This is a genomic window from Chitinophaga sp. sic0106, assembly GCF_019219075.1.
GTDB lineage: Bacteria > Bacteroidota > Bacteroidia > Chitinophagales > Chitinophagaceae > Chitinophaga.
On the sequence record NZ_JAHUWJ010000017.1, the window covers coordinates 1 to 17,548 of the forward strand.

Annotated in this window: 19 protein-coding genes; 10 read left to right on the forward strand and 9 right to left on the reverse strand. The window is 44.3% G+C overall.

The window, feature by feature from the left end; translation table 11 throughout:
* Window positions 1–582: 582 nt before the first annotated feature.
* From KW844_RS21690 to KW844_RS21700, 3 genes are read left to right on the forward strand one after another with little or no spacing between them, the layout of a single operon-like run.
* Window positions 583–927 (forward strand): type II toxin-antitoxin system HigB family toxin, encoded by a 345-nt coding sequence (locus KW844_RS21690; protein WP_218378885.1) that lies wholly within the window; start codon window positions 583–585, stop codon window positions 925–927.
* A gap of 19 nt (window positions 928–946) precedes the next feature.
* Window positions 947–1,459 carry a type II toxin-antitoxin system HigA family antitoxin gene (locus tag KW844_RS21695; RefSeq protein ID WP_218378886.1) on the forward strand — a complete coding sequence of 171 codons (513 nt, stop codon included), beginning with the start codon at window positions 947–949 and terminating at the stop codon, window positions 1,457–1,459.
* Between the two features lie 7 nt (window positions 1,460–1,466).
* The gene (locus tag KW844_RS21700; protein ID WP_218378887.1) at window positions 1,467–3,137 is read left to right on the forward strand and encodes a KGGVGR-motif variant AAA ATPase; all 1,671 of its coding nucleotides are present in this window, start codon (window positions 1,467–1,469) and stop codon (window positions 3,135–3,137) included.
* 71 nt (window positions 3,138–3,208) lie between these two features.
* Here KW844_RS21700 and KW844_RS21705 read toward each other — a convergent pair whose 3' ends face one another.
* Together KW844_RS21705 and KW844_RS21710 are read right to left on the reverse strand one after the other, a co-directional pair.
* Complete coding sequence (locus KW844_RS21705; protein WP_218378888.1) at window positions 3,209–3,751, reverse strand: hypothetical protein; 543 nt, start codon at window positions 3,749–3,751, stop codon at window positions 3,209–3,211.
* Between the two features lie 96 nt (window positions 3,752–3,847).
* On the reverse strand, window positions 3,848–4,045 hold the full coding sequence (locus KW844_RS21710; RefSeq protein WP_218378889.1) for a hypothetical protein: 198 nt from the start codon (window positions 4,043–4,045) through the stop codon (window positions 3,848–3,850).
* Window positions 4,046–4,204: 159 nt separating this feature from the next.
* On the opposite strand from KW844_RS21710, the gene KW844_RS21715 reads away from it, so the two are divergent.
* The gene (locus KW844_RS21715; RefSeq protein ID WP_218378890.1) at window positions 4,205–5,479 is read left to right on the forward strand and encodes a retropepsin-like aspartic protease; all 1,275 of its coding nucleotides are present in this window, start codon (window positions 4,205–4,207) and stop codon (window positions 5,477–5,479) included.
* Here KW844_RS21715 and KW844_RS21720 read toward each other — a convergent pair.
* Complete coding sequence (locus tag KW844_RS21720) at window positions 5,476–6,813, reverse strand: amidohydrolase family protein (RefSeq protein WP_218378891.1); 1,338 nt, start codon at window positions 6,811–6,813, stop codon at window positions 5,476–5,478. The genes KW844_RS21715 and KW844_RS21720 overlap by 4 nt on opposite strands.
* Before the next feature lie 59 nt (window positions 6,814–6,872).
* Entirely contained in the window at window positions 6,873–7,394 is a 522-nt protein-coding gene (locus KW844_RS21725) for a hypothetical protein (RefSeq protein WP_218378892.1), read from the reverse strand.
* 181 nt (window positions 7,395–7,575) lie between these two features.
* Between KW844_RS21725 and KW844_RS21730 the strand changes: the two genes are divergently transcribed.
* From KW844_RS21730 to KW844_RS21745, 4 genes are all read left to right on the forward strand, one after another.
* Entirely contained in the window at window positions 7,576–8,823 is a 1,248-nt protein-coding gene (locus KW844_RS21730; RefSeq protein ID WP_255578574.1) for a DUF2130 domain-containing protein, read from the forward strand.
* Window positions 8,824–8,892: 69 nt separating this feature from the next.
* A complete protein-coding gene (locus KW844_RS21735) occupies window positions 8,893–9,519 on the forward strand; it encodes an HAD family phosphatase (protein WP_218378894.1) in 627 nt (208 codons plus the stop codon).
* A 196-nt stretch (window positions 9,520–9,715) separates the two neighbouring features.
* Window positions 9,716–10,351, forward strand: a complete 636-nt coding sequence (locus tag KW844_RS21740) for a DUF4136 domain-containing protein (RefSeq protein WP_218378895.1) — start codon at window positions 9,716–9,718, stop codon at window positions 10,349–10,351.
* 34 nt (window positions 10,352–10,385) lie between these two features.
* On the forward strand, window positions 10,386–11,006 hold the full coding sequence (locus KW844_RS21745; RefSeq protein WP_218378896.1) for a porin family protein: 621 nt from the start codon (window positions 10,386–10,388) through the stop codon (window positions 11,004–11,006).
* 75 nt (window positions 11,007–11,081) lie between these two features.
* Here KW844_RS21745 and KW844_RS21750 read toward each other — a convergent pair whose 3' ends face one another.
* Together KW844_RS21750 and KW844_RS21755 are read right to left on the reverse strand one after the other, a co-directional pair.
* On the reverse strand, window positions 11,082–12,125 hold the full coding sequence (locus KW844_RS21750; protein WP_218378897.1) for an FAD:protein FMN transferase: 1,044 nt from the start codon (window positions 12,123–12,125) through the stop codon (window positions 11,082–11,084).
* Between the two features lie 5 nt (window positions 12,126–12,130).
* Window positions 12,131–13,309 (reverse strand): acyl-CoA dehydrogenase family protein, encoded by a 1,179-nt coding sequence (locus tag KW844_RS21755; protein WP_218378898.1) that lies wholly within the window; start codon window positions 13,307–13,309, stop codon window positions 12,131–12,133.
* Window positions 13,310–13,433: 124 nt separating this feature from the next.
* Between KW844_RS21755 and KW844_RS21760 the strand changes: the two genes are divergently transcribed.
* Window positions 13,434–13,871 carry a YciI family protein gene (locus KW844_RS21760; protein ID WP_218378899.1) on the forward strand — a complete coding sequence of 146 codons (438 nt, stop codon included), beginning with the start codon at window positions 13,434–13,436 and terminating at the stop codon, window positions 13,869–13,871.
* A 67-nt stretch (window positions 13,872–13,938) separates the two neighbouring features.
* Here KW844_RS21760 and pyrF read toward each other — a convergent pair whose 3' ends face one another.
* The 3 genes from pyrF to KW844_RS21775 form a co-directional block, all read right to left on the reverse strand.
* Window positions 13,939–14,763 (reverse strand): orotidine-5'-phosphate decarboxylase, encoded by an 825-nt coding sequence (gene pyrF, locus KW844_RS21765; RefSeq protein WP_218378900.1) that lies wholly within the window; start codon window positions 14,761–14,763, stop codon window positions 13,939–13,941.
* Between the two features lie 73 nt (window positions 14,764–14,836).
* The gene (locus KW844_RS21770; RefSeq protein WP_218378901.1) at window positions 14,837–15,466 is read right to left on the reverse strand and encodes an FMN-binding negative transcriptional regulator; all 630 of its coding nucleotides are present in this window, start codon (window positions 15,464–15,466) and stop codon (window positions 14,837–14,839) included.
* Between the two features lie 145 nt (window positions 15,467–15,611).
* Complete coding sequence (locus KW844_RS21775; RefSeq protein WP_255578575.1) at window positions 15,612–16,706, reverse strand: Mrp/NBP35 family ATP-binding protein; 1,095 nt, start codon at window positions 16,704–16,706, stop codon at window positions 15,612–15,614.
* Window positions 16,707–16,843: 137 nt separating this feature from the next.
* On the opposite strand from KW844_RS21775, the gene KW844_RS21780 reads away from it, so the two are divergent.
* On the forward strand, window positions 16,844–17,497 hold the full coding sequence (locus KW844_RS21780; protein WP_218378902.1) for a carboxypeptidase-like regulatory domain-containing protein: 654 nt from the start codon (window positions 16,844–16,846) through the stop codon (window positions 17,495–17,497).
* Window positions 17,498–17,548: the final 51 nt, after the last annotated feature.

The window sequence follows — 17,548 nt, forward strand, 5'->3', positions numbered from 1 at the left end:
GAACTACTACTATTGGAAAACAACCCACCAAATGAACTTATTCTAACAAACCGCCGTATGCGGAACCGCATGTACGGTGGTGTGAGAGGACAGTGAGGGAAATAATCCCTCACTTCCTACTCGATTGCATTACCAGTCCTGGAAAAAGTTGACATATAAGACAGGAGACTTGCAAGAAATAAACATATCAGCGTTAATTTAATCCTCATTAATTTCAACCATTTAATAACGAGAATTAATCCTTTGGGGATAAATCTTGATAGACATTTATCAACTATTTTTCTCTTCTCTTATTTGGAAAATTTCCTCTTTTACTTTTCTAAAAAATCAGATTCGCCAAAATAAATTTTGATTTTTTTTTATAGAATATGCCGTACTGTATATAATCCATCAACTTTGATTCATTGTCATTAATAGAAAAATTCTCATGACATATTATTTACAGAAATATTTCGTAAATAATTCATAATTAAGTAATTGAAAGCATAATTATAAAAAACTCTCATTTTGAGAGTTTTTTCATTATATTTGTCTATTAGTTCATAATTAAGTTTTAGCCTATCAGAAAGAAGAAATTGTTACATGATTCACGTTATTAAAACTAAATCAATTAATGATTATGTTGAGAAGAACCAAAACTCTGGTAAGGCACTTTGGGCTTGGCTAAGTATCATAAAAAGTTCGCAATGGCAAAAGCCCCAAGATATTGTGGAAACCTTTGGAGCAAAGGCAGTTGATATTCTCCCTGCTTGGAAAAACATCGTACCACAGAGGGCCGTGATTGACATCAAGGGAAATCACATTCGAGTAATAGTAAAATATCAATTTCACAATAGGCTTAAACAAGCCAGAATATATATAAAATGGATTGGCACACATGCTGAGTATGACAAGCTTTGCCGCTATAAATGGTCAATACGAGGTTGAAATGTTTAACTAAAATACTATGAATTTTAAACTACTAAAAACTGAGGAAGATTATAATGAAGCGATCTACAATTTAGAAACGATTGGAGATCAGGAAGGCTTTGAAGAAAATCAGGATTTAATCACTCAATTCGAACTTCTTACCAAGCTAATTCAGATATATGAAGAAGAGCACGCGCCAATTACACTAGGTCATCCCATTGAAATTATTTTATTAAAAATGGAGTATATGGGCCTAAAGCAAAAAGATCTTGTACCACAAGTTGGCAGTAGCGGTGTCGTTTCCCAAGTATTAAACAAAAAAAGAGGATTGTCCAAGAATATGATTAGGACATTTTCAGAACTTCTTAATATCGATCAAGATATCCTGAATACGCCTTATGAGTTGGATACAATGACACACCTAAAAAAGAAAATAGTTCTTCGAAAGAAGGCTTCAGTTTTAAATCTATTTCATTTTGCTGACACATCTCACACAAAAGCATTTAAAGATCGCGTAAGAACTAACGGCATGTTAATGAGCGCATGCTAAACAAAACATGAAAACAATAACATTCTATTCATATAAAGGTGGCGTTGGACGCTCTCTTGCCTTGGCTAACATCGCAAACAAGCTAGCTGAATTTGGCAAGAAAGTTTGTATTCTTGATTTCGACCTGGAGGCTCCTGGTCTACATATTAAGTTTGGAGAAAGTATTGAAAAGAAGTCCGAAAAAGGCGGGATCGTAGATTATATTTTTGAATTTATAACTAACTTCAATGTTCCTGAATCTATTATAGATTATGTAACCAAAGTCAACATTCTAAATGATCCTCATAAACAAGTTGATCTCATCACCGCCGGTGACACTACAAATAAAACTTATTGGGAAAAGCTCTCACAATTAAATTGGAATAAGCTTTTTTATGAAGAGGATAGTTTAGGTGTTGATTTCTTTTATAACTTGAAAGCCCAAATTGAAAAGCAATTAATACCTGACTTTCTATTAATAGATTCACGAACCGGCATTACAGATATTGCAGGGATTACAATGTCAATCCTAGCGGACGAGGTGGCCCTGTTTGCTGCAAACAATAAAGAAAACCTGGATGGAATTGGACAAGTACTGTCGGCCTTATTAATCCCTGAGAACAGGATTAACAATACACCTCCGAAAATAAAAGTCGTTCTATCCCGAATTCCTTTTTTTTCTGATCCAAAAGATAAACCACAGGAAAATAACATTAAAAATGCTGCAATGAGGAGTTTAAATAAAATCCTCGAAAGTAGACATATTGATAATTACAAAGTTGACAAACTGTTTGTAATCCATTCAGATTCTGAATTGGAAATGCAAGAGTGTTTTAAAATAAACCTTACAAGTAAAAAACTATTTAATAGCACCAATGTACCAATTACCTCAGATTATATTGAATTATTTGAAGCGTTGACAATTGATACGATGCAGGGAGAAGAAGCTACAGAACTCGATAGCCTACGCAAGGCCGTGGTTCATTTCGAAAAGGCACTCAATACGGTAGAAATCGTAGACAAAATCAGACAACTAGCCGAAGCTACCAAATTATATCCCAATTATCATCAGGCACATTATTATTTGGGGATATGTTATTTTCGTCTGGAACAATATGAGAAAGCCCTGGAGAGCTTTGAAAGTACAATGAGAATTACTTCACAATTTAATGATACCATCACACTTTACAAGGCAACAATTCTTTCTAAACAAGATTCATATGACAAGGCAATAGCTATCTTAAAGGCTAATCTTAATAAAGATTCAGAACAAGACTCCACTTATTTATTACTTGGTTCATTTTCCTCAAAAATTGAGAAATTTGATGAGGCACAAATGTACTATAAGTTAGCATTAGAAATAAACCCTCAAAATCCTGAAGGTTGGAATGCATATGCTAATACCTTACGACTTGCAGGAAAATATCCCGAAGGATTTGAAGCAGCTTATAACGCGTTGGATCTCGCACCTCAGCATAGGGAGGCTACAGCCACTTTAGCAGAACTAAATGCATCAATAGGCAATTTGAGAGAATTCTACAAAAATTTTGATTTAGCTTTATCTCTTGGGTTAACAAATGATTTCCTTCAAACTATTTTAGAAGAAGATAAACTTTATCGATCTTTCTTCGATGATGAACGATTTTTATCAATTCTAGATAAATACAAAATGAAAATTGATTGGGAAAAGATAAAGTAAGAAATGGTGAGTAGTTATCATAACTATTCTTCGATTTGAAGTGGTATATCTCGTTTACAAAAATATTGATTCTAAAAGTTAAGTTTTGATCCAGCCGCGACCTTTAAATTAGTTTTTAATTCTTCGGCAGCGACCTCTACCTCTCGTCGCTTGCCAACACGAATCACATCCACAAGGGCGAGCAACTTGTATAATTCATCATCCTGGCCGATAGCTTGTATCTGATTTGGATACAATGGCTCTATTGCCTGACCAATTACTTCTCCATCTACAGAAGGCCATACAAACATGGCTTCACTCGAAATAAATTGCTTCATAAAGGGATGGGAATGTGCCGTTGGAATACCTCTGGTCAATACGCCGGGTTGCAGTGGAAAAACATACTTTAGCCCATACAGAAGGAAATCCATCAGGTTTTGCCGATGTACCTTCCGCTTTGTATGGTCAATAAGCTGAGCAAACTGACTTCTTTCCAAAGATTCAGATATCTCCGAAATACTGATGAACAGAGCATTTGCCAAGTCTTTTAACTGCCATTTTTTATCCCCCAGGATAATGACTTTTAACAAAACTGCAATATCCTGCGGCCTCATTCCATTATGTTTACGTCTCATAAACATAAATATAGCCCATTTTTTTGCATTTTGCAAATTGCAAAATGCAAAAAAATGTATCTTTTAAAGCCACGCCCCCAGATGATTAATAGCTTATCATCTCTCTAACAACTCCACCGAGCAGGTGAAAGTCTTACCATTTACATTCAGATACAAATTGGTGGCATCCAACAAATATTTCTTTAACTCTTTCACACTTTTAGCCGTTGTACCTATTGGATACTTCTTAAAGTTTACTGCGTACGCTGAATAACCTGTTGCCGTTTTCTCCTGAACAAAAACAATCTTTTTCATAGTAATTACTATTCTATTCCTGCCCTTTCAAAATTATTTCATTATAGGTATTCCCCAACTCAGATTAACATCCGCATCACAAATTTCCACCTTAACATTTCCCTATCATCCTATTCCTTAAATTCATATCCGGAATTTATTCAAAAAAGAAAACCTTAAATGATACACAGACTGATACCCTACGTCGCCTTGCTCATCCTGTTGCCTGCCACGGCCTTACAGACCTCCGCGCAATCTACATCTCCCCAATTCCAAAAAATTTACAGCCTTATAAAAGAGAAAAATTTTTTCAAGGCCAGGGAAGTTTTCAATAAAGATTCCGCGCAACTCACTACCCCCTACCGCTGCTTTACAGACGCAGTTTTACAAAACGCATTTAACAAGCCGGCAGCTTCTGATAAAAAAATCGATATACTGATCACCGGCAATTACGCGCTACCAGACAGTCTCCGGCTCAAACTCTTCCGCATAAAAGAAGACAATGCCATCAAGCAGTACGACTACGCTACCGCCTACACGACACTCAACACCGTACTTGCAGACTTTAAAAACCAGCTCACGAAAGAGGAAGTAAAGGACATGCAAAACAGCTTGAAAATATGGGAGGCGCTCAAAGATCAGCCGAAGCAGAAAGTGACCATCGGGGGGTACAATGAACTGAAAATGCAGAAAGACAAAGCAGGACTAAAGAACCTCCCTGTCACCACCGGCAACGATACCCTGCCCTTTATTTTTGATACCGGCGCCAATATTTCAACCATCACGGAATCCACCGCCAAAAGGATGCAGATGACCATTATTCCCGCTGCCATTGAAGTATCCACCATCACCGGCAATACCGTAGCGGCTAATCTGGCAGTATGTAAAAAATTCAGGCTGGGAAATATTGATATCGAAAATGCAGTTTTTTTGGTATTGAGAGATAAGGAACTCTCTTTTCCACAAATCAGCTACCAGATACATGGAATATTGGGATACCCTGTGATAGAGGCGCTAAAAGAAGTACAGCTGACGATAGATGATTATCTGATCATCCCGTTAAAAGAAACCGCCATGCCTGGCACTTCCAACCTGGCTATCGATGGACTCACACCACTGATTTATATCGACGATATGAACTTCACATTTGACACCGGCGCAGACCATACCATCCTGTACGGAGCCTTCTACCGGCAAAATAAAGCACGCATCGACAAAACCTACAAACTCACAAAAGTTAGTCTCGGAGGTGCGGGTGGCCATACCGTACTCCCAGGATTCAAAATCAGCCACTCCTTTACCATCAATGGTAAAAGCGTACCAATAAACAACATCAGCCTGCTGCGTGACAATATCAGCAACGAAACCGGCTACGGAAATATCGGTCAGGATGTGATCAAACAATTCGGGAAAATGACGATCAACTTCGATCAGATGTTTATTAAACTGGATTAACGGGTATACACCGCCGTTCCGGCTTTGTATACAGCCTCGATCTGGTGGGTGTTGGTGATATCCATGAGCGGGTTGGCCGACAATACCACCAGATCCGCCATTTTACCTGCTTCCAGCGTGCCGTATTTATCCGTAACTCCCAGCACCTTTGCCGAGCCCAAAGTGGCGGCCCGCAAAGCGGCAGCAGGCGTAAGTCCGGCGCGTACCAGCAGCTGCAGTTCCAAATGCTCTGAAAAGCCCTGCACACGAACAGGTTGCGCCCCTGAGTCGGTCCCCATTGCAATCACCACACCTGCATCCTGCAATTTTTTCACGTTTTTTGCAGCGTTTTCCACGGCCATACGGTTACGGTTATACGAAGGAGAATTTTTAATTTTATCCTGGTAAGCAGGATCGCTCACCATAGCCACCACGCCAGGTTCCACCGCATGCAGGAAAAACGGATCAGATAGCCAGGATGGAGTGCCCGCATAGGCATATGCATATTCGTCCAGCGACAAAGTAGGAATGTAGATTACCTGGCGGCGCTTCATTTCCTGTACCAGTGCATCGTTGATCACACTGTCGCGTATACTGTGCGCCAGGATATCCACCCCGCTCCGCACCAGTTTACGGGCATCCGACAAATAATAAACATGCGCAGCCACTTTCCAGCCGTGGCGATGTGCCTCCCTGATAATAGCCTGATAAGTGCTGCTATCCATCTTCTTAAATGAACCGCCAAAATCATCCAGCCAGAGCTTAATAGCTACCGGCTGCAATTTTACCAGGCTATCCATTTCACTGGCCACCTTTTCGTTACTCATAGGGCGATACGTTTTGTTCATGCCCATTTCCACCGGCGGTGCTCCACCCGGCACGCCAAAACCATAGGCGGCAGAGAAGAGTCGCGCCCCGGGCAGCAAGCCGCTCTTCAGGGAATCATACAGATGATTTTCGTATAACGATGGCCGGTCAGTACCCAGAGAGAGCACATTCAACACCCCATAGTCCTGGTAGCGGGTTAACTGGCGGATGATATTTTCGCGGGTGTAGTTGTCGCCACTAGTGGTAGTGCCTTTCAGCATACCGATATGCATATGTGCGCATATTAGTGCCGGCATCACTGTTTTACCGCTTAGGTTAATCACCCGTGCACCTGCGGCAGACAATCCTTTCCCGGTTTTCACCACTTTTCCGTTACGGATAAGGATATCCGTATTTGGAATGGCCGGGCCGCCTTTTCCATCAATGAAATTCACATTTTGCAGCAGCAGGTCGTGCGCGGAAGGGGCAGGCAGAGCGGAGAGCAGCAGGAAAACGGGTATGCAAAGGATCAGTAATTTCCGGATCATAACAAGGTTGTTTGATGACTTGCTTTAAGTTACCAAAATATGTGCTGATCCGGAAATGCCTAAACAAAAAACCCGGTTGCCTGCCGGTACATGCTGGCAAAGCCTTTGAAATCGTCTGCGCTGGGCTCGGCCAGCACGCTGCCGGCAGCCCATTCCTTCTTATAGGCCCTGGCAAAATCGGTTACGTTTTTCACGTCCATCTGTACAATTTTGCTGGTATGCCCTCCGATATAGAGGCCGCGTTGGTGGATACGGTCCAGCAGCATGGTTAAACAGCCGGAGGCGTGCTGAAATGCGAGAAACAGCCTTGGTTTATTGGTACCATTTTCATTTTTCAGCACTACCCCTGCAATCAGCGGATCGTACACGGCAGGCCAGCGGCCGGAGTCGGCCTGAAAGCCGGAATAGTTTTCATTAATACCACTGCGACCATTGCCGCTTTCTTTACGGAAAATCATGTAGCAGGCGCGCTTCACCTCAGGCGGATAGCCCATGTGGCGAATAGTGTCGATTACCACGTCCATACTCACAACAGTACGACGAAATGGAAGCATTGGCTTCTCAGGATAAGCATTTTTCATTTTCAGGGGTTTTGGAGTTAAACAGTCCGGGGTTACAATTCATACAAATATACGAATAAAGGTTTAGCACAATTTATCCGCATCCGGTACTGCAAAGGTGGTAAACCGTATCTTTACGTAATTTTGCAAGACAATTATGGGTACATCAATCACATGTCCGAATTGCAAACACCAGTTTGTAATGGAAGACGCCTTCGCAGCGGATATTGAAAGGGAAATGCGCGGTAAAATGGCTACTGAATGGCGCAAAAAGCTGGATGAACTTCAGTCTGAAAAAAACGCCCTCTTATCAGAAAAAAATAAAATTGCTGCCGAGCGCCAGCAGATGGAATCGCTGCGCCAACAACAGGAAGAAGAAATAAAAAAACGGGTACTGGCAGAAAAGCAACAACTGCAGGAAACCATTGCCCAGGACCTGCGCAAAAGCATCATGGCTGATTTCGACAACCAGGTGAAAATACTGCAACAGGCCAACCAGGAGCAGGAAGCCAAACTGAGCGAAGCACGGCAAAAAGAACTGGACTTCCTCCGTAAAGAGCAGGAACTCAAAAACCGCGAGGCAGAAATGGAACTGGCCACAGAAAGGAAACTGATGGAGTCCAGGGCCCAGCTGCAGGAAGCCATCCGCAAGGAAGAAGCCGAACGCACTGCCCTCCGCGATACAGAACACCAGCTGCGCCTCCGCGAACTGGAAAAGCAACTGGAAGACCAGCGCAAACTGGCAGAAGAAATGAAACGCCGCGCCGAACAAGGCTCCATGCAGCTGCAAGGAGAAGTACAGGAGCTCGTGCTGGAAGAAATGCTGCGCCATAGCTTCCCGTTCGATGAGGTAGCGCCGGTAGGAAAAGGAGTGCGCGGGGCCGACTGCATCCAGCTTGTCAGAAACCGCTTTGGACAGGATTGCGGCCGCATCATCTACGAAAGTAAACGCACCAAAGAATTCGGTCCTGATTGGATTGAAAAACTGAAAGCAGACATGCGGGTACAAGGCATTGAGGTAGCCATACTCGTTACCCAGACCATGCCCCGCGGCATGGATAAATTCGGTGAAAAAGACGGGGTATGGATCTGCACCTTTGCAGAGGTGAAAGCCCTGGCACACGTGCTCAGAGACGGTATCATCAAAGTTTTCGGCGCCATCAGCACCCAGGAAAATAAAGGGGATAAAATGCATATGCTCTACGCCTACCTCACCAGCGGAGAGTTTGCCGAACAATGGAAGGCCATCAGAGAAGGATTTATGTCTCTCAAACTATCCATACAAAAGGAAAGAGATGCCATGGAGAAAATATGGAAGGCCAGAGAAAAACAACTGGAAAAAGTATTGCTCAACGCCGCACATATCCACGGCTCCATTGAAGGTATTGCCGGCAGCGACAGCGTAGACATGAAATTACTGGAAGACGCCGCAGATGATCTGCTGGATTAATCCATTAATTTTATTCTAATGTGTAAATAATTATTAATTTAGATGATTATTATTCATTTTAAGTGACCTATGCAAAATCCGGAGCAAGCGTACCAAGCCATAATTTTTGACCTGGGCGCCGTACTTATAGACTGGAATCCACGCTATCTATATAGAAAAATATTTACATCAGAAGCAGAGGTAGACTACTTTCTGCAACAAATCTGTACATTCGACTGGAACGAGGAACAAGATGCCGGCAGGAGCCTGCTCGATGCTACCGAACTACTCATCCGTCAACATCCGCAATTTGAGGCCGAAATCCGGGCTTATTATGGCCGCTGGAAGGAAATGCTGGGCGGTGAGATGGCCGACAGCGTAGCCTTGTTAAAAGAATTAAAAGAAAGCGGAAAATATAAACTTTACGCACTCACCAATTGGTCCAACGAAACCTTTCCGCTCGCACTTGTACAATACCAGTTTCTGCAATGGTTCGACGGCATCGTAGTCTCCGGTAGAGAAAAACAACGAAAACCCTCTCCGTCTATTTTCAAACTCCTCCTCGAGCGCTATCAGGAAAGTCCTGAACGATCATTGTTTATCGATGATAATTTGCGAAATGTAAATGCTGCCAGAAATATAGGAATCGATAGCATACATTTTACCAGCGCCATCCAACTCAAAAATGAATTAATGCATAAGAAAATCCTGAATTAAATTTTCTGTTTAATATGTAAATAACTACCACTGTTAACCCTCTTTTATTTTATGATTCCATTAACAGTTGCCGGCTAAACCTGCTGTAACTTTGCGCCATCTAACACGTTGAACAATAGATAAAACGTGAAATTTCCGTTGACCCGTTTCGTTTAGTTCGAAGGAAACCATAATTAGAAATTAATACGCCAGGAATATGAAAAGAACAGTTTATTTACTCAGCAGCATTGTTGCCCTCGCAGCATTGATATCTTTCAGCGGTTGTGGCAAGGACCCTCTTAAAGATATGACGCCTGAGGAATCCAGGATTTACATTACCAACCACGACAGCCAGGCCAATTTTAAATCTTACGCTACCTTCAGTATCGTGGACTCCGTTGCCGTACTTACCAATCGTACAGATACTGCTAAAAAAGCACTCACCGATTACGATAAACAACTCATCTCTTCTGTTTCCGCAGCCATGCAGTCACGCGGTTATACCCTCGTGGATAAAGCTGCCAAACCAGACCTCGCGGTAGCGCTTACACGTATCGACAACTCCTTTACCAACGTAGCCTGGAACCCAGGCTGGTGGGGCGGTGCATGGGGCCCCGGCTATTGGGGATATCCCGGTGGCGGATGGTACTGGCCCAGCTACTACGTAGTATACCAGGTGAACGAAAAACAAACGGCTATTGATGTGTTTGACCTCAAAAATCCTACTGCAGACAACAAGTACGTATCCGTATGGAATGCATTATGGAGAGGCTCCGGCGTATGGAACACTGATAACGTTGCCAGCATGGTGCAGGCTTCCTTTGATCAGTCGACCTACCTGACCAACAAATAATCAATAGTATCGTGAACTTTAAATTGATCGGAAGATGAAAAAGATATTAAACTGGATGATGATTTTCGCCGGCATATTTGCCGCACAGGCAGTATCAGCACAGGTGCGCCCACCTTTATCAATAGACGTTAATTATTCTGTGGCTTCGCCGCTGGGTTCCCTGAAGGACTACTCCGGAAAAACCAGCTTCAGAGGCTGGACCGCAGGATTACAATATATGCTCAACAACCAATTATCAGTAGGACTCCGTACTGGTTTTCAGGACTTCAACGAGAAATTACCACGCGCCGTATATCCGGATAAGTTAGGAGATGTATCCGCCGTGCAAACACGCACCTTGCAGGTAATTCCTATCCAGGCTACTGTCGGATGGGCCTTCACCAAGCCGGACAAACCAGTGATCCCATATGCAGCCGTGGGCGTAGGTGCAGCCAATATGGACTATAAAAAATACTGGGGACAGTTTGTAGAATCCGATAACAGCTGGCAGTTTATGGTAAGTCCGGAAGTGGGGGTGAACATACCTTTCGGACAGGCCTCACCCGTGCTGTTTAACGCGAACGTAAGATATAATTACAGCCCGTATAAAATGGGCGAAATTACCAACTTCAATTCCGTGCAGTATAGCGTGGGATTCAAGTTTCACCTCAACTAAGCATTTTATCCATATTCAATGAAGGGCAATTGTGAGAATGGCGTCCCGCAGCTGGTTTAGCGCTGCGGGATTTTTTTAGTTCAAACGTACCCCAAAGCCTTTCGTATAGGCTTCACGTATAGTACCATCGCTGGCGCGGTACACATACAGGGCTTCCAGCTTCAGTTCCGGATGCTTTTCCAGCCAGGCAATCCCGTCTTCCACCCCCATTAATATCAGCGGGTTATCAAAAGCATCTGCGGTAAAGCAATCCGGCGCCAATACTGTTACACTGATGATGTGATTATGTAAAGCCTGCCCGGTTCGCGGGTTGATCGTATGCGCGTAGCGTGTTTTTCCCTGGTCAAAAAAGCGGCGGTAGTTGCCACTGGTAGCAATACCCTCTTCTGCGAGTCGTACCATACCACTTACCGGTTCATAGGTGGTGTCGCCAGGTGCGGGTCGTTCAATCCCTACCCCCCAGCGTTTTTCCTGCTGGTTATATCCTTTGGCATACAGCTCTCCTCCTACATCTACCAGGTAATTTTTAATACCGCGCTGCTCCAGGAAGTGGCCAATCACATCCACCGTATAGCCTTGCCCGATACCATTACAATCTATTTTTACGCCTTTTTTGGTAGCCTGTAGTTGATTTTCTTTTATAGAGAGATAAGAACTGCCCGTGGTCTGTAAAGCCGCGTTAATACTATCCGCTGGTGGAATACCTTTAAAGGTTGGCTTTTGCACACCGAATCCCCAGAGGTATACCAACGGTTGCACCGTAATATCAAACAGGCCTCCGGTTATTTGACAGGTGCTGATCGCCTTTTCTACCACGGCTTTCATATGTGCGTCCATGGTTACCTGGCCGGTGGCGTTAAACTGGTTGATGAGTGAGCCTGGTTTATACAGGGAAAGTGACTGATCAATCACAGCAAACACAGAGTCGATGGAAGTTTGCAAAGACGTAGTATCCGTGGAACGGTATTTAACTACAAAGTAAGTACCCTGGGCTTTCCCCTGGCAGGTAATCAATTTCAGGTCCGTGGAATCACTAACGTTGTTGGCTATACGCGGTCCGGCAAAAGCATTGGCACAGCATAGCAGCCATGCGGCTGCTCCGGTCATAAATTTCAGCATGTTCACTATTTAAATGCATCCAGGCCGGTAATATCCATGCCTGTGATCAGCAGATGTATTTCATGGGTTCCTTCGTAGGTAATTACGCTTTCCAGGTTCATCATATGGCGCATCACGGAATATTCGCCGGTAATGCCCATCCCGCCAAGGATCTGGCGGGCATCACGTACAATGTTGGTGGCCACTTCGCAGGCATTTCGTTTTGCCATGCTGATTTGTGAAGGGGTGGCTTTGCCTTCGTTTTTCAGTACACCGAGGCGCCAGTTCATCAGCTGCGCTTTGGTTATTTCGGTAACCATTTCCGCGAGCTTTTTCTGAATCAGCTGAAAACCTGCAATTGGCCTGCCAAACTGCACTCTTTCCTTTGCATAGCGTAAAGCAGTATCATAGCAATCCATAGCGGCACCAATAGCGCCCCAGGCAATGCCGTAGCGGGCAGAGGAAAGGCAGCTCAACGGCCCTTTCAGGCCTTTCACGCCTGGCAAAATATTATCTTTTGGCACCCGTATATTGTCAAATACCAGCTCCCCGGTGGCGCTGGCGCGCAGGCTCCATTTATCCTTTATTTCAGGGGTGGAAAAACCAGGCATACCACGCTCTACAATCAATCCGTGTATCACTCCTTCTTCATTTTTAGCCCACACCACCGCGATGTCCGCAAAGGGAGCATTGGAAATCCAGAGTTTGGCACCATTGAGTATTACGTGATCGCCATCTTCACGGAAGTTGGTAGTCATGCCGGAAGGATTGGAACCATGGTCCGGCTCTGTGAGTCCAAAGCAGCCCATGAATTCTCCTGTAGCTAATTTAGGGAGATACCATTGCTTTTGCGCTTCACTGCCGAAGGCATGGATCGGGTACATCACGAGCGAGCCCTGCACGCTGGCGGTAGAGCGGATACCACTATCGCCACGCTCCAGCTCCTGCATCATGAGTCCGTAGGAAATATAGTCCAGCCCCGCACCTCCGTATTCCGTAGGAATGGTGGGGCCGAAACAACCAATACTGCCGAGTCCGGGAATAATGTGCGACGGGAACCTGGCCTGCTGGCAGCTGTCCTCAATAATCGGGGAGATTTCCTTTTTTACCCATTGCCTAACTGCATCACGTATCAGGAGATGTTCTTCTGTGAGCAGGGCGTCCAGGTTAAAGTAATCGGGCGATTGAAAGAGGTCTTGTTTCATAACTGCCTTAGTTTTGGTTTACAGCAAGATACGAGATATAACGAATTGATGAGAACAGTATTTTTTTAAATATTAACGCGCTAATCTATAAGAAGTTAGTACATTCGGTACAAATTCGAGAGCTATGGCAAGCAAAGTGATTCCTGCGCTGTTGTTGTTGGGATTTTTAGTCATTGTAATGTTATCGTTTCGACCAACCACTTTACGATCCATTGCTTTAACTGCCCTGCCAGGCAAAGCTAAACCTGCACCTGAATACGAAATGAAACGCTATTGGATGGTATTCCTGAAAACCGGTTCCAATAGAACGCAGAGCGAAGCTGCAGCAGCAGATATTCAGCGCAAACATCTTGACAACATTACTAAACTCGCCGAGGCGGGAAAAATTGTGGTAGCCGGTCCTTTTGGCGACAATGGGGAGCTGCGGGGGATTTTTATTATGGACTGCAAAGACAGTCTGGAAGCGGTTTCCCTGGTAAAAACTGATCCGGCAGTAGTTGCCGGGCGGCTCACCTTCGACATTAAGCCCTGGTGGACGGCTAAAAACTGTGTGTTCAAATAAAAAAAGCAATGTTGCAGGAAGTTTACACTTTGCAACACTGCTCTCTTATCTCTCTGAAAAAATAATTTTACAACGTACCTACTGCGACCTGACTCAGGTATGAAGCCATTTCCAGTTGATATTGCTTAGCTACTTTTCTTGCATCTTCTGCAAAATCTTCCCCGTTACCTGCATAAATAATTGCGCGGCTGGCATTGACCAGCAGGCCGCAATCCTTATTCATGGCCTGACGGGAAATTTCCTCAAGGCTACCGCCCTGCGCGCCTACACCTGGCACCAGGAAGAAATGATCCGGTACCATTTTGCGGATATGACCCAGTTGTGAGGACTGCGTAGCACCCACCACAAACATCAGGTTATCCGGCGTGCCCCACTGCATACCTGCTTTCAGTACTTTTTCAAACAGGTATTCCTCATCAAACTTTTGCAGCTGAAAATCCTGGCTGCCTTCGTTGGAAGTGAGCCCCAGCATGATCGCCCATTTTTCAGGGAACTGCAGGAATGGTTCTACACTGTCGCGGCCCATGTAAGGAGCAACGGTTACAGAGTCGAACTTATAAGTATCGAAAAAAGTTTTCGCATACTGGGTAGAAGTATTGCCTATATCTCCTCTTTTCGCATCTGCAATAGTAAAGATGCCGGAAGGAATATATTCAATAGTACGCTGCAGGCTTTCCCAGCCGCGGATACCCATGCTTTCGTAGAAAGCAGTGTTGATCTTGTAAGCTACACAAAGATCTTTGGTAGCATCAATGATTGCCTTGTTAAAAGCGAACACCGGATCTGCATGAGAGAGCAGGTGTTTTGGAATCTTTTGCAAGTCTGTGTCAAGACCTACACACAGATAAGATTGTCTTTCCTTGATCAGATTCACCAATTCCTGTCGATTCATAGTCGGTATAATTTGGGGCGCAAAGGTAAGCAAAAGTGGCCCAATTAAAGATATTTCATTTTAACGGGATTCCCTACTCTTCTGTATGAGGCCGTCTGCATTGCATTTCAGCCGCTATACGCACACTATTTTCGTCGCCTTTTTCCTGGAGATTTGCAATCACATTAAAGTAATCCTTATCCTTTTTATTGGCACTCAATTTATAATTAGCGTTAATATCTCTCACTTCAATTTCAAAACCTACAATGGCTTTAAAATTATTAGCGTAAGATTTTTCATCTATATCTGCTATGGTTACAGGACATTTAGATGCTGCTTCATAATGTGTTACCAATTCATCCAGGTTTTGGTGTAGTTCCTCATCTGTCAAAATCCTGGTTTTACCATGCACATGTACGGCCATATAGTTCCAGGTAGGTATTCTTTCTTTTTCATACCAGGAAGAGGAGATATACGCATGGGGCGCGGAAAATATCACGAGCGTATCCTGCTTACCGAAGTAATGCCATTGCGTGTTTGCTTTAGCGAGATGTCCTTGCAGCACATACTGCCCATTGGGCTTTTGTTTGAGTACCAGTGGCAAATGTGTGGCCTGCGGCACATTGTTTTCATCTGTATCTATGACCAGCGCAAAACTGAATTCGCGCATAAAAGCTTCGATCTTACTCCAGTCGGTTTCCTTATTTAATTTGGCGGTGAGCATAAAGTTGGGATTGGCAAGTAAAATACGAAAAAAATGCTTAACAACTATTCCTGTTAGTACCCAGCTGTGCCGGCGGTGCAAAAGGGCTCAAACGCAAATCGGGAGGCCAAAGGCCTCCCGATTTGTATCCATATAAATGTTATAATTATACTACAATGTCCACAATCTTCGTAGGTGCGATATTCGCATTACGCATGGCGATGCTGCGGGCGGTAGCGCCGGCAATATCCAGGAACGCCTTACGGGTAACTTTATCGTCAGAAGCCATGATAGGCGTACCATAGTCACCACCTTCACGGATACTCTGTACCAGCGGAATCTGGCCGAGGAATGGCACATCCATTTCATCAGCGAGGCGGCGGCCGCCATCTTTACCGAAGATGTAGTATTTATTTTCAGGCAGTTCAGCAGGGGTGAAATAAGCCATGTTTTCTACCAGACCGAGGATAGGCACGTTGATCTGCTTACCCATAAACATCGCCATCCCTTTTTTAGCATCGGCGAGGGCTACATCCTGCGGTGTTGTAACGATAACCGCACCGGTGATAGGTACCGTTTGTACCAGTGTCAGGTGAATATCTCCGGTACCAGGTGGCATATCGATTACCAGGTAGTCCAGTTCGCCCCAGTGTACATCTGTTACAAACTGACGTAAGGCACTGCTGGCCATAGGTCCGCGCCAGATCACCGCTTCTCTTTCTTCGATCAGCAGGCCGATAGACATGAATTTGATACCGTATTTTTCCATCGGTTCAATCATACCTTTACCATCTACGCTCACCATCATCGGGCGTTCGCCACGGGCGCCAAACATGATAGGTACGGAAGGGCCGTAAATATCGGCATCCATCAGTCCCACTTTCGCACCGTCGAGGCCCAGTGCCAGCGCCAGGTTGGCAGCAACGGTAGATTTACCTACCCCACCTTTACCAGACGCTACTACAATGATATTTTTTACGCCGGGAAGCGCACCGTTTCCACTGCGTTTGCTGCTCACGTTAGCAGTCATCACCACTTCAACTTCTGCTTCTTTACTTACCAGCATGTGAATCGCGTTCACACATGCGCTGCGGATCAGGTCCTTCAGCGGACAGGCCGGAGTCGTCAGCACAACAGTAAATTTCACCTTATTCCCGTCTATCTCTATATCTTTCACCATATTCAACGTCACCAGGTCTTTTCCCAGATCCGGTTCTTCTACGTTGCTCAGGGCTTGTAAAATCTGCTCTTTAGTCATCATAAATTGTTGTTAAATTAGATTCCAGGGGGCAAAGTTAACCCAATTGGGGCTTAATTTACAACTCTGATTTACTTCTCCGTAACTCGCAGGAAGTATGATTATAACACTTAAAATAATTTCTATATCTTAGAGCGACAATGGAGCAGAAAAGATCCTACATACTGTCACTTTTAATTATTTTCCTTTTATCTCCTGTACTCCTACGTGCACAGATCACGGAATTTAAAGACAGCATCATACAAATTTCAGGTATTACGATGACTGCGGACAGCCTCAAGGCTATCCCTGCTGTGAGCATTATGGTGCGCGGCCAGTACCGTGGAACCATCTCCAACAAACAAGGGGTGTTTTCCATCGTGGTATTTAAAGGTGATACCCTGAGCTTTTCTGCCATTGGTTTTAAGAAACAGGATTATAAGGTGCCTGCCACCCTGCCCGGCAACGCCTATTCCATGATCCAGCTCATGGTGGAAGACACCATGTACCTGCCGGCCACCATTATCCGGCCATACCTTACCAAAGAAGAATTTGAGCGTGCCTTTGCTACGATGGACATCCCTGATGACGCATACGAAAGAGCACGAAAAAATACCGAAGCACATCAGCTGCGTGCCCTCGCACGTATCACCCCTGTAGACGGCCGTGAAGCTACCAATATGTTTATGCGCCGCCAGGCACAATCGCTCTACTACGCCGGTCAGCCACCTCCGCAAAATATCTTTAACCCGCTGTCGTGGGCCCAGTTCATCCAGGCCTGGAAGCGTGGGGATTTCAAAAGGAAAGAAGATTAATAGCCGCTTTATTCGTTTATTTGTTGATATTGCATTTCATCAAATAAACGA

What these genes read in the sequence shown, in the direction of transcription:
- KW844_RS21715 (WP_218378890.1), top strand. Translation starts at nt 4,205, where the DNA reads ATGATACACAGACTGATACCCTACGTCGCCTTGCTCATCCTGTTGCCT.
- KW844_RS21710 (WP_218378889.1), bottom strand. Translation starts at nt 4,045, where the DNA reads ATGAAAAAGATTGTTTTTGTTCAGGAGAAAACGGCAACAGGTTATTCA.
- pyrF (WP_218378900.1), bottom strand. Translation starts at nt 14,763, where the DNA reads ATGAATCGACAGGAATTGGTGAATCTGATCAAGGAAAGACAATCTTAT.
- KW844_RS21700 (WP_218378887.1), top strand. Translation starts at nt 1,467, where the DNA reads ATGAAAACAATAACATTCTATTCATATAAAGGTGGCGTTGGACGCTCT.
- KW844_RS21770 (WP_218378901.1), bottom strand. Translation starts at nt 15,466, where the DNA reads ATGCTCACCGCCAAATTAAATAAGGAAACCGACTGGAGTAAGATCGAA.
- KW844_RS21750 (WP_218378897.1), bottom strand. Translation starts at nt 12,125, where the DNA reads ATGCTGAAATTTATGACCGGAGCAGCCGCATGGCTGCTATGCTGTGCC.
- KW844_RS21745 (WP_218378896.1), top strand. Translation starts at nt 10,386, where the DNA reads ATGAAAAAGATATTAAACTGGATGATGATTTTCGCCGGCATATTTGCC.
- KW844_RS21730 (WP_255578574.1), top strand. Translation starts at nt 7,576, where the DNA reads ATGGAAGACGCCTTCGCAGCGGATATTGAAAGGGAAATGCGCGGTAAA.
- KW844_RS21695 (WP_218378886.1), top strand. Translation starts at nt 947, where the DNA reads ATGAATTTTAAACTACTAAAAACTGAGGAAGATTATAATGAAGCGATC.
- KW844_RS21735 (WP_218378894.1), top strand. Translation starts at nt 8,893, where the DNA reads ATGCAAAATCCGGAGCAAGCGTACCAAGCCATAATTTTTGACCTGGGC.
- KW844_RS21720 (WP_218378891.1), bottom strand. Translation starts at nt 6,813, where the DNA reads ATGATCCGGAAATTACTGATCCTTTGCATACCCGTTTTCCTGCTGCTC.
- KW844_RS21725 (WP_218378892.1), bottom strand. Translation starts at nt 7,394, where the DNA reads ATGAAAAATGCTTATCCTGAGAAGCCAATGCTTCCATTTCGTCGTACT.
- KW844_RS21740 (WP_218378895.1), top strand. Translation starts at nt 9,716, where the DNA reads ATGAAAAGAACAGTTTATTTACTCAGCAGCATTGTTGCCCTCGCAGCA.
- KW844_RS21705 (WP_218378888.1), bottom strand. Translation starts at nt 3,751, where the DNA reads ATGAGACGTAAACATAATGGAATGAGGCCGCAGGATATTGCAGTTTTG.
- KW844_RS21690 (WP_218378885.1), top strand. Translation starts at nt 583, where the DNA reads ATGATTCACGTTATTAAAACTAAATCAATTAATGATTATGTTGAGAAG.
- KW844_RS21780 (WP_218378902.1), top strand. Translation starts at nt 16,844, where the DNA reads ATGGAGCAGAAAAGATCCTACATACTGTCACTTTTAATTATTTTCCTT.
- KW844_RS21755 (WP_218378898.1), bottom strand. Translation starts at nt 13,309, where the DNA reads ATGAAACAAGACCTCTTTCAATCGCCCGATTACTTTAACCTGGACGCC.
- KW844_RS21760 (WP_218378899.1), top strand. Translation starts at nt 13,434, where the DNA reads ATGGCAAGCAAAGTGATTCCTGCGCTGTTGTTGTTGGGATTTTTAGTC.
- KW844_RS21775 (WP_255578575.1), bottom strand. Translation starts at nt 16,706, where the DNA reads ATGATGACTAAAGAGCAGATTTTACAAGCCCTGAGCAACGTAGAAGAA.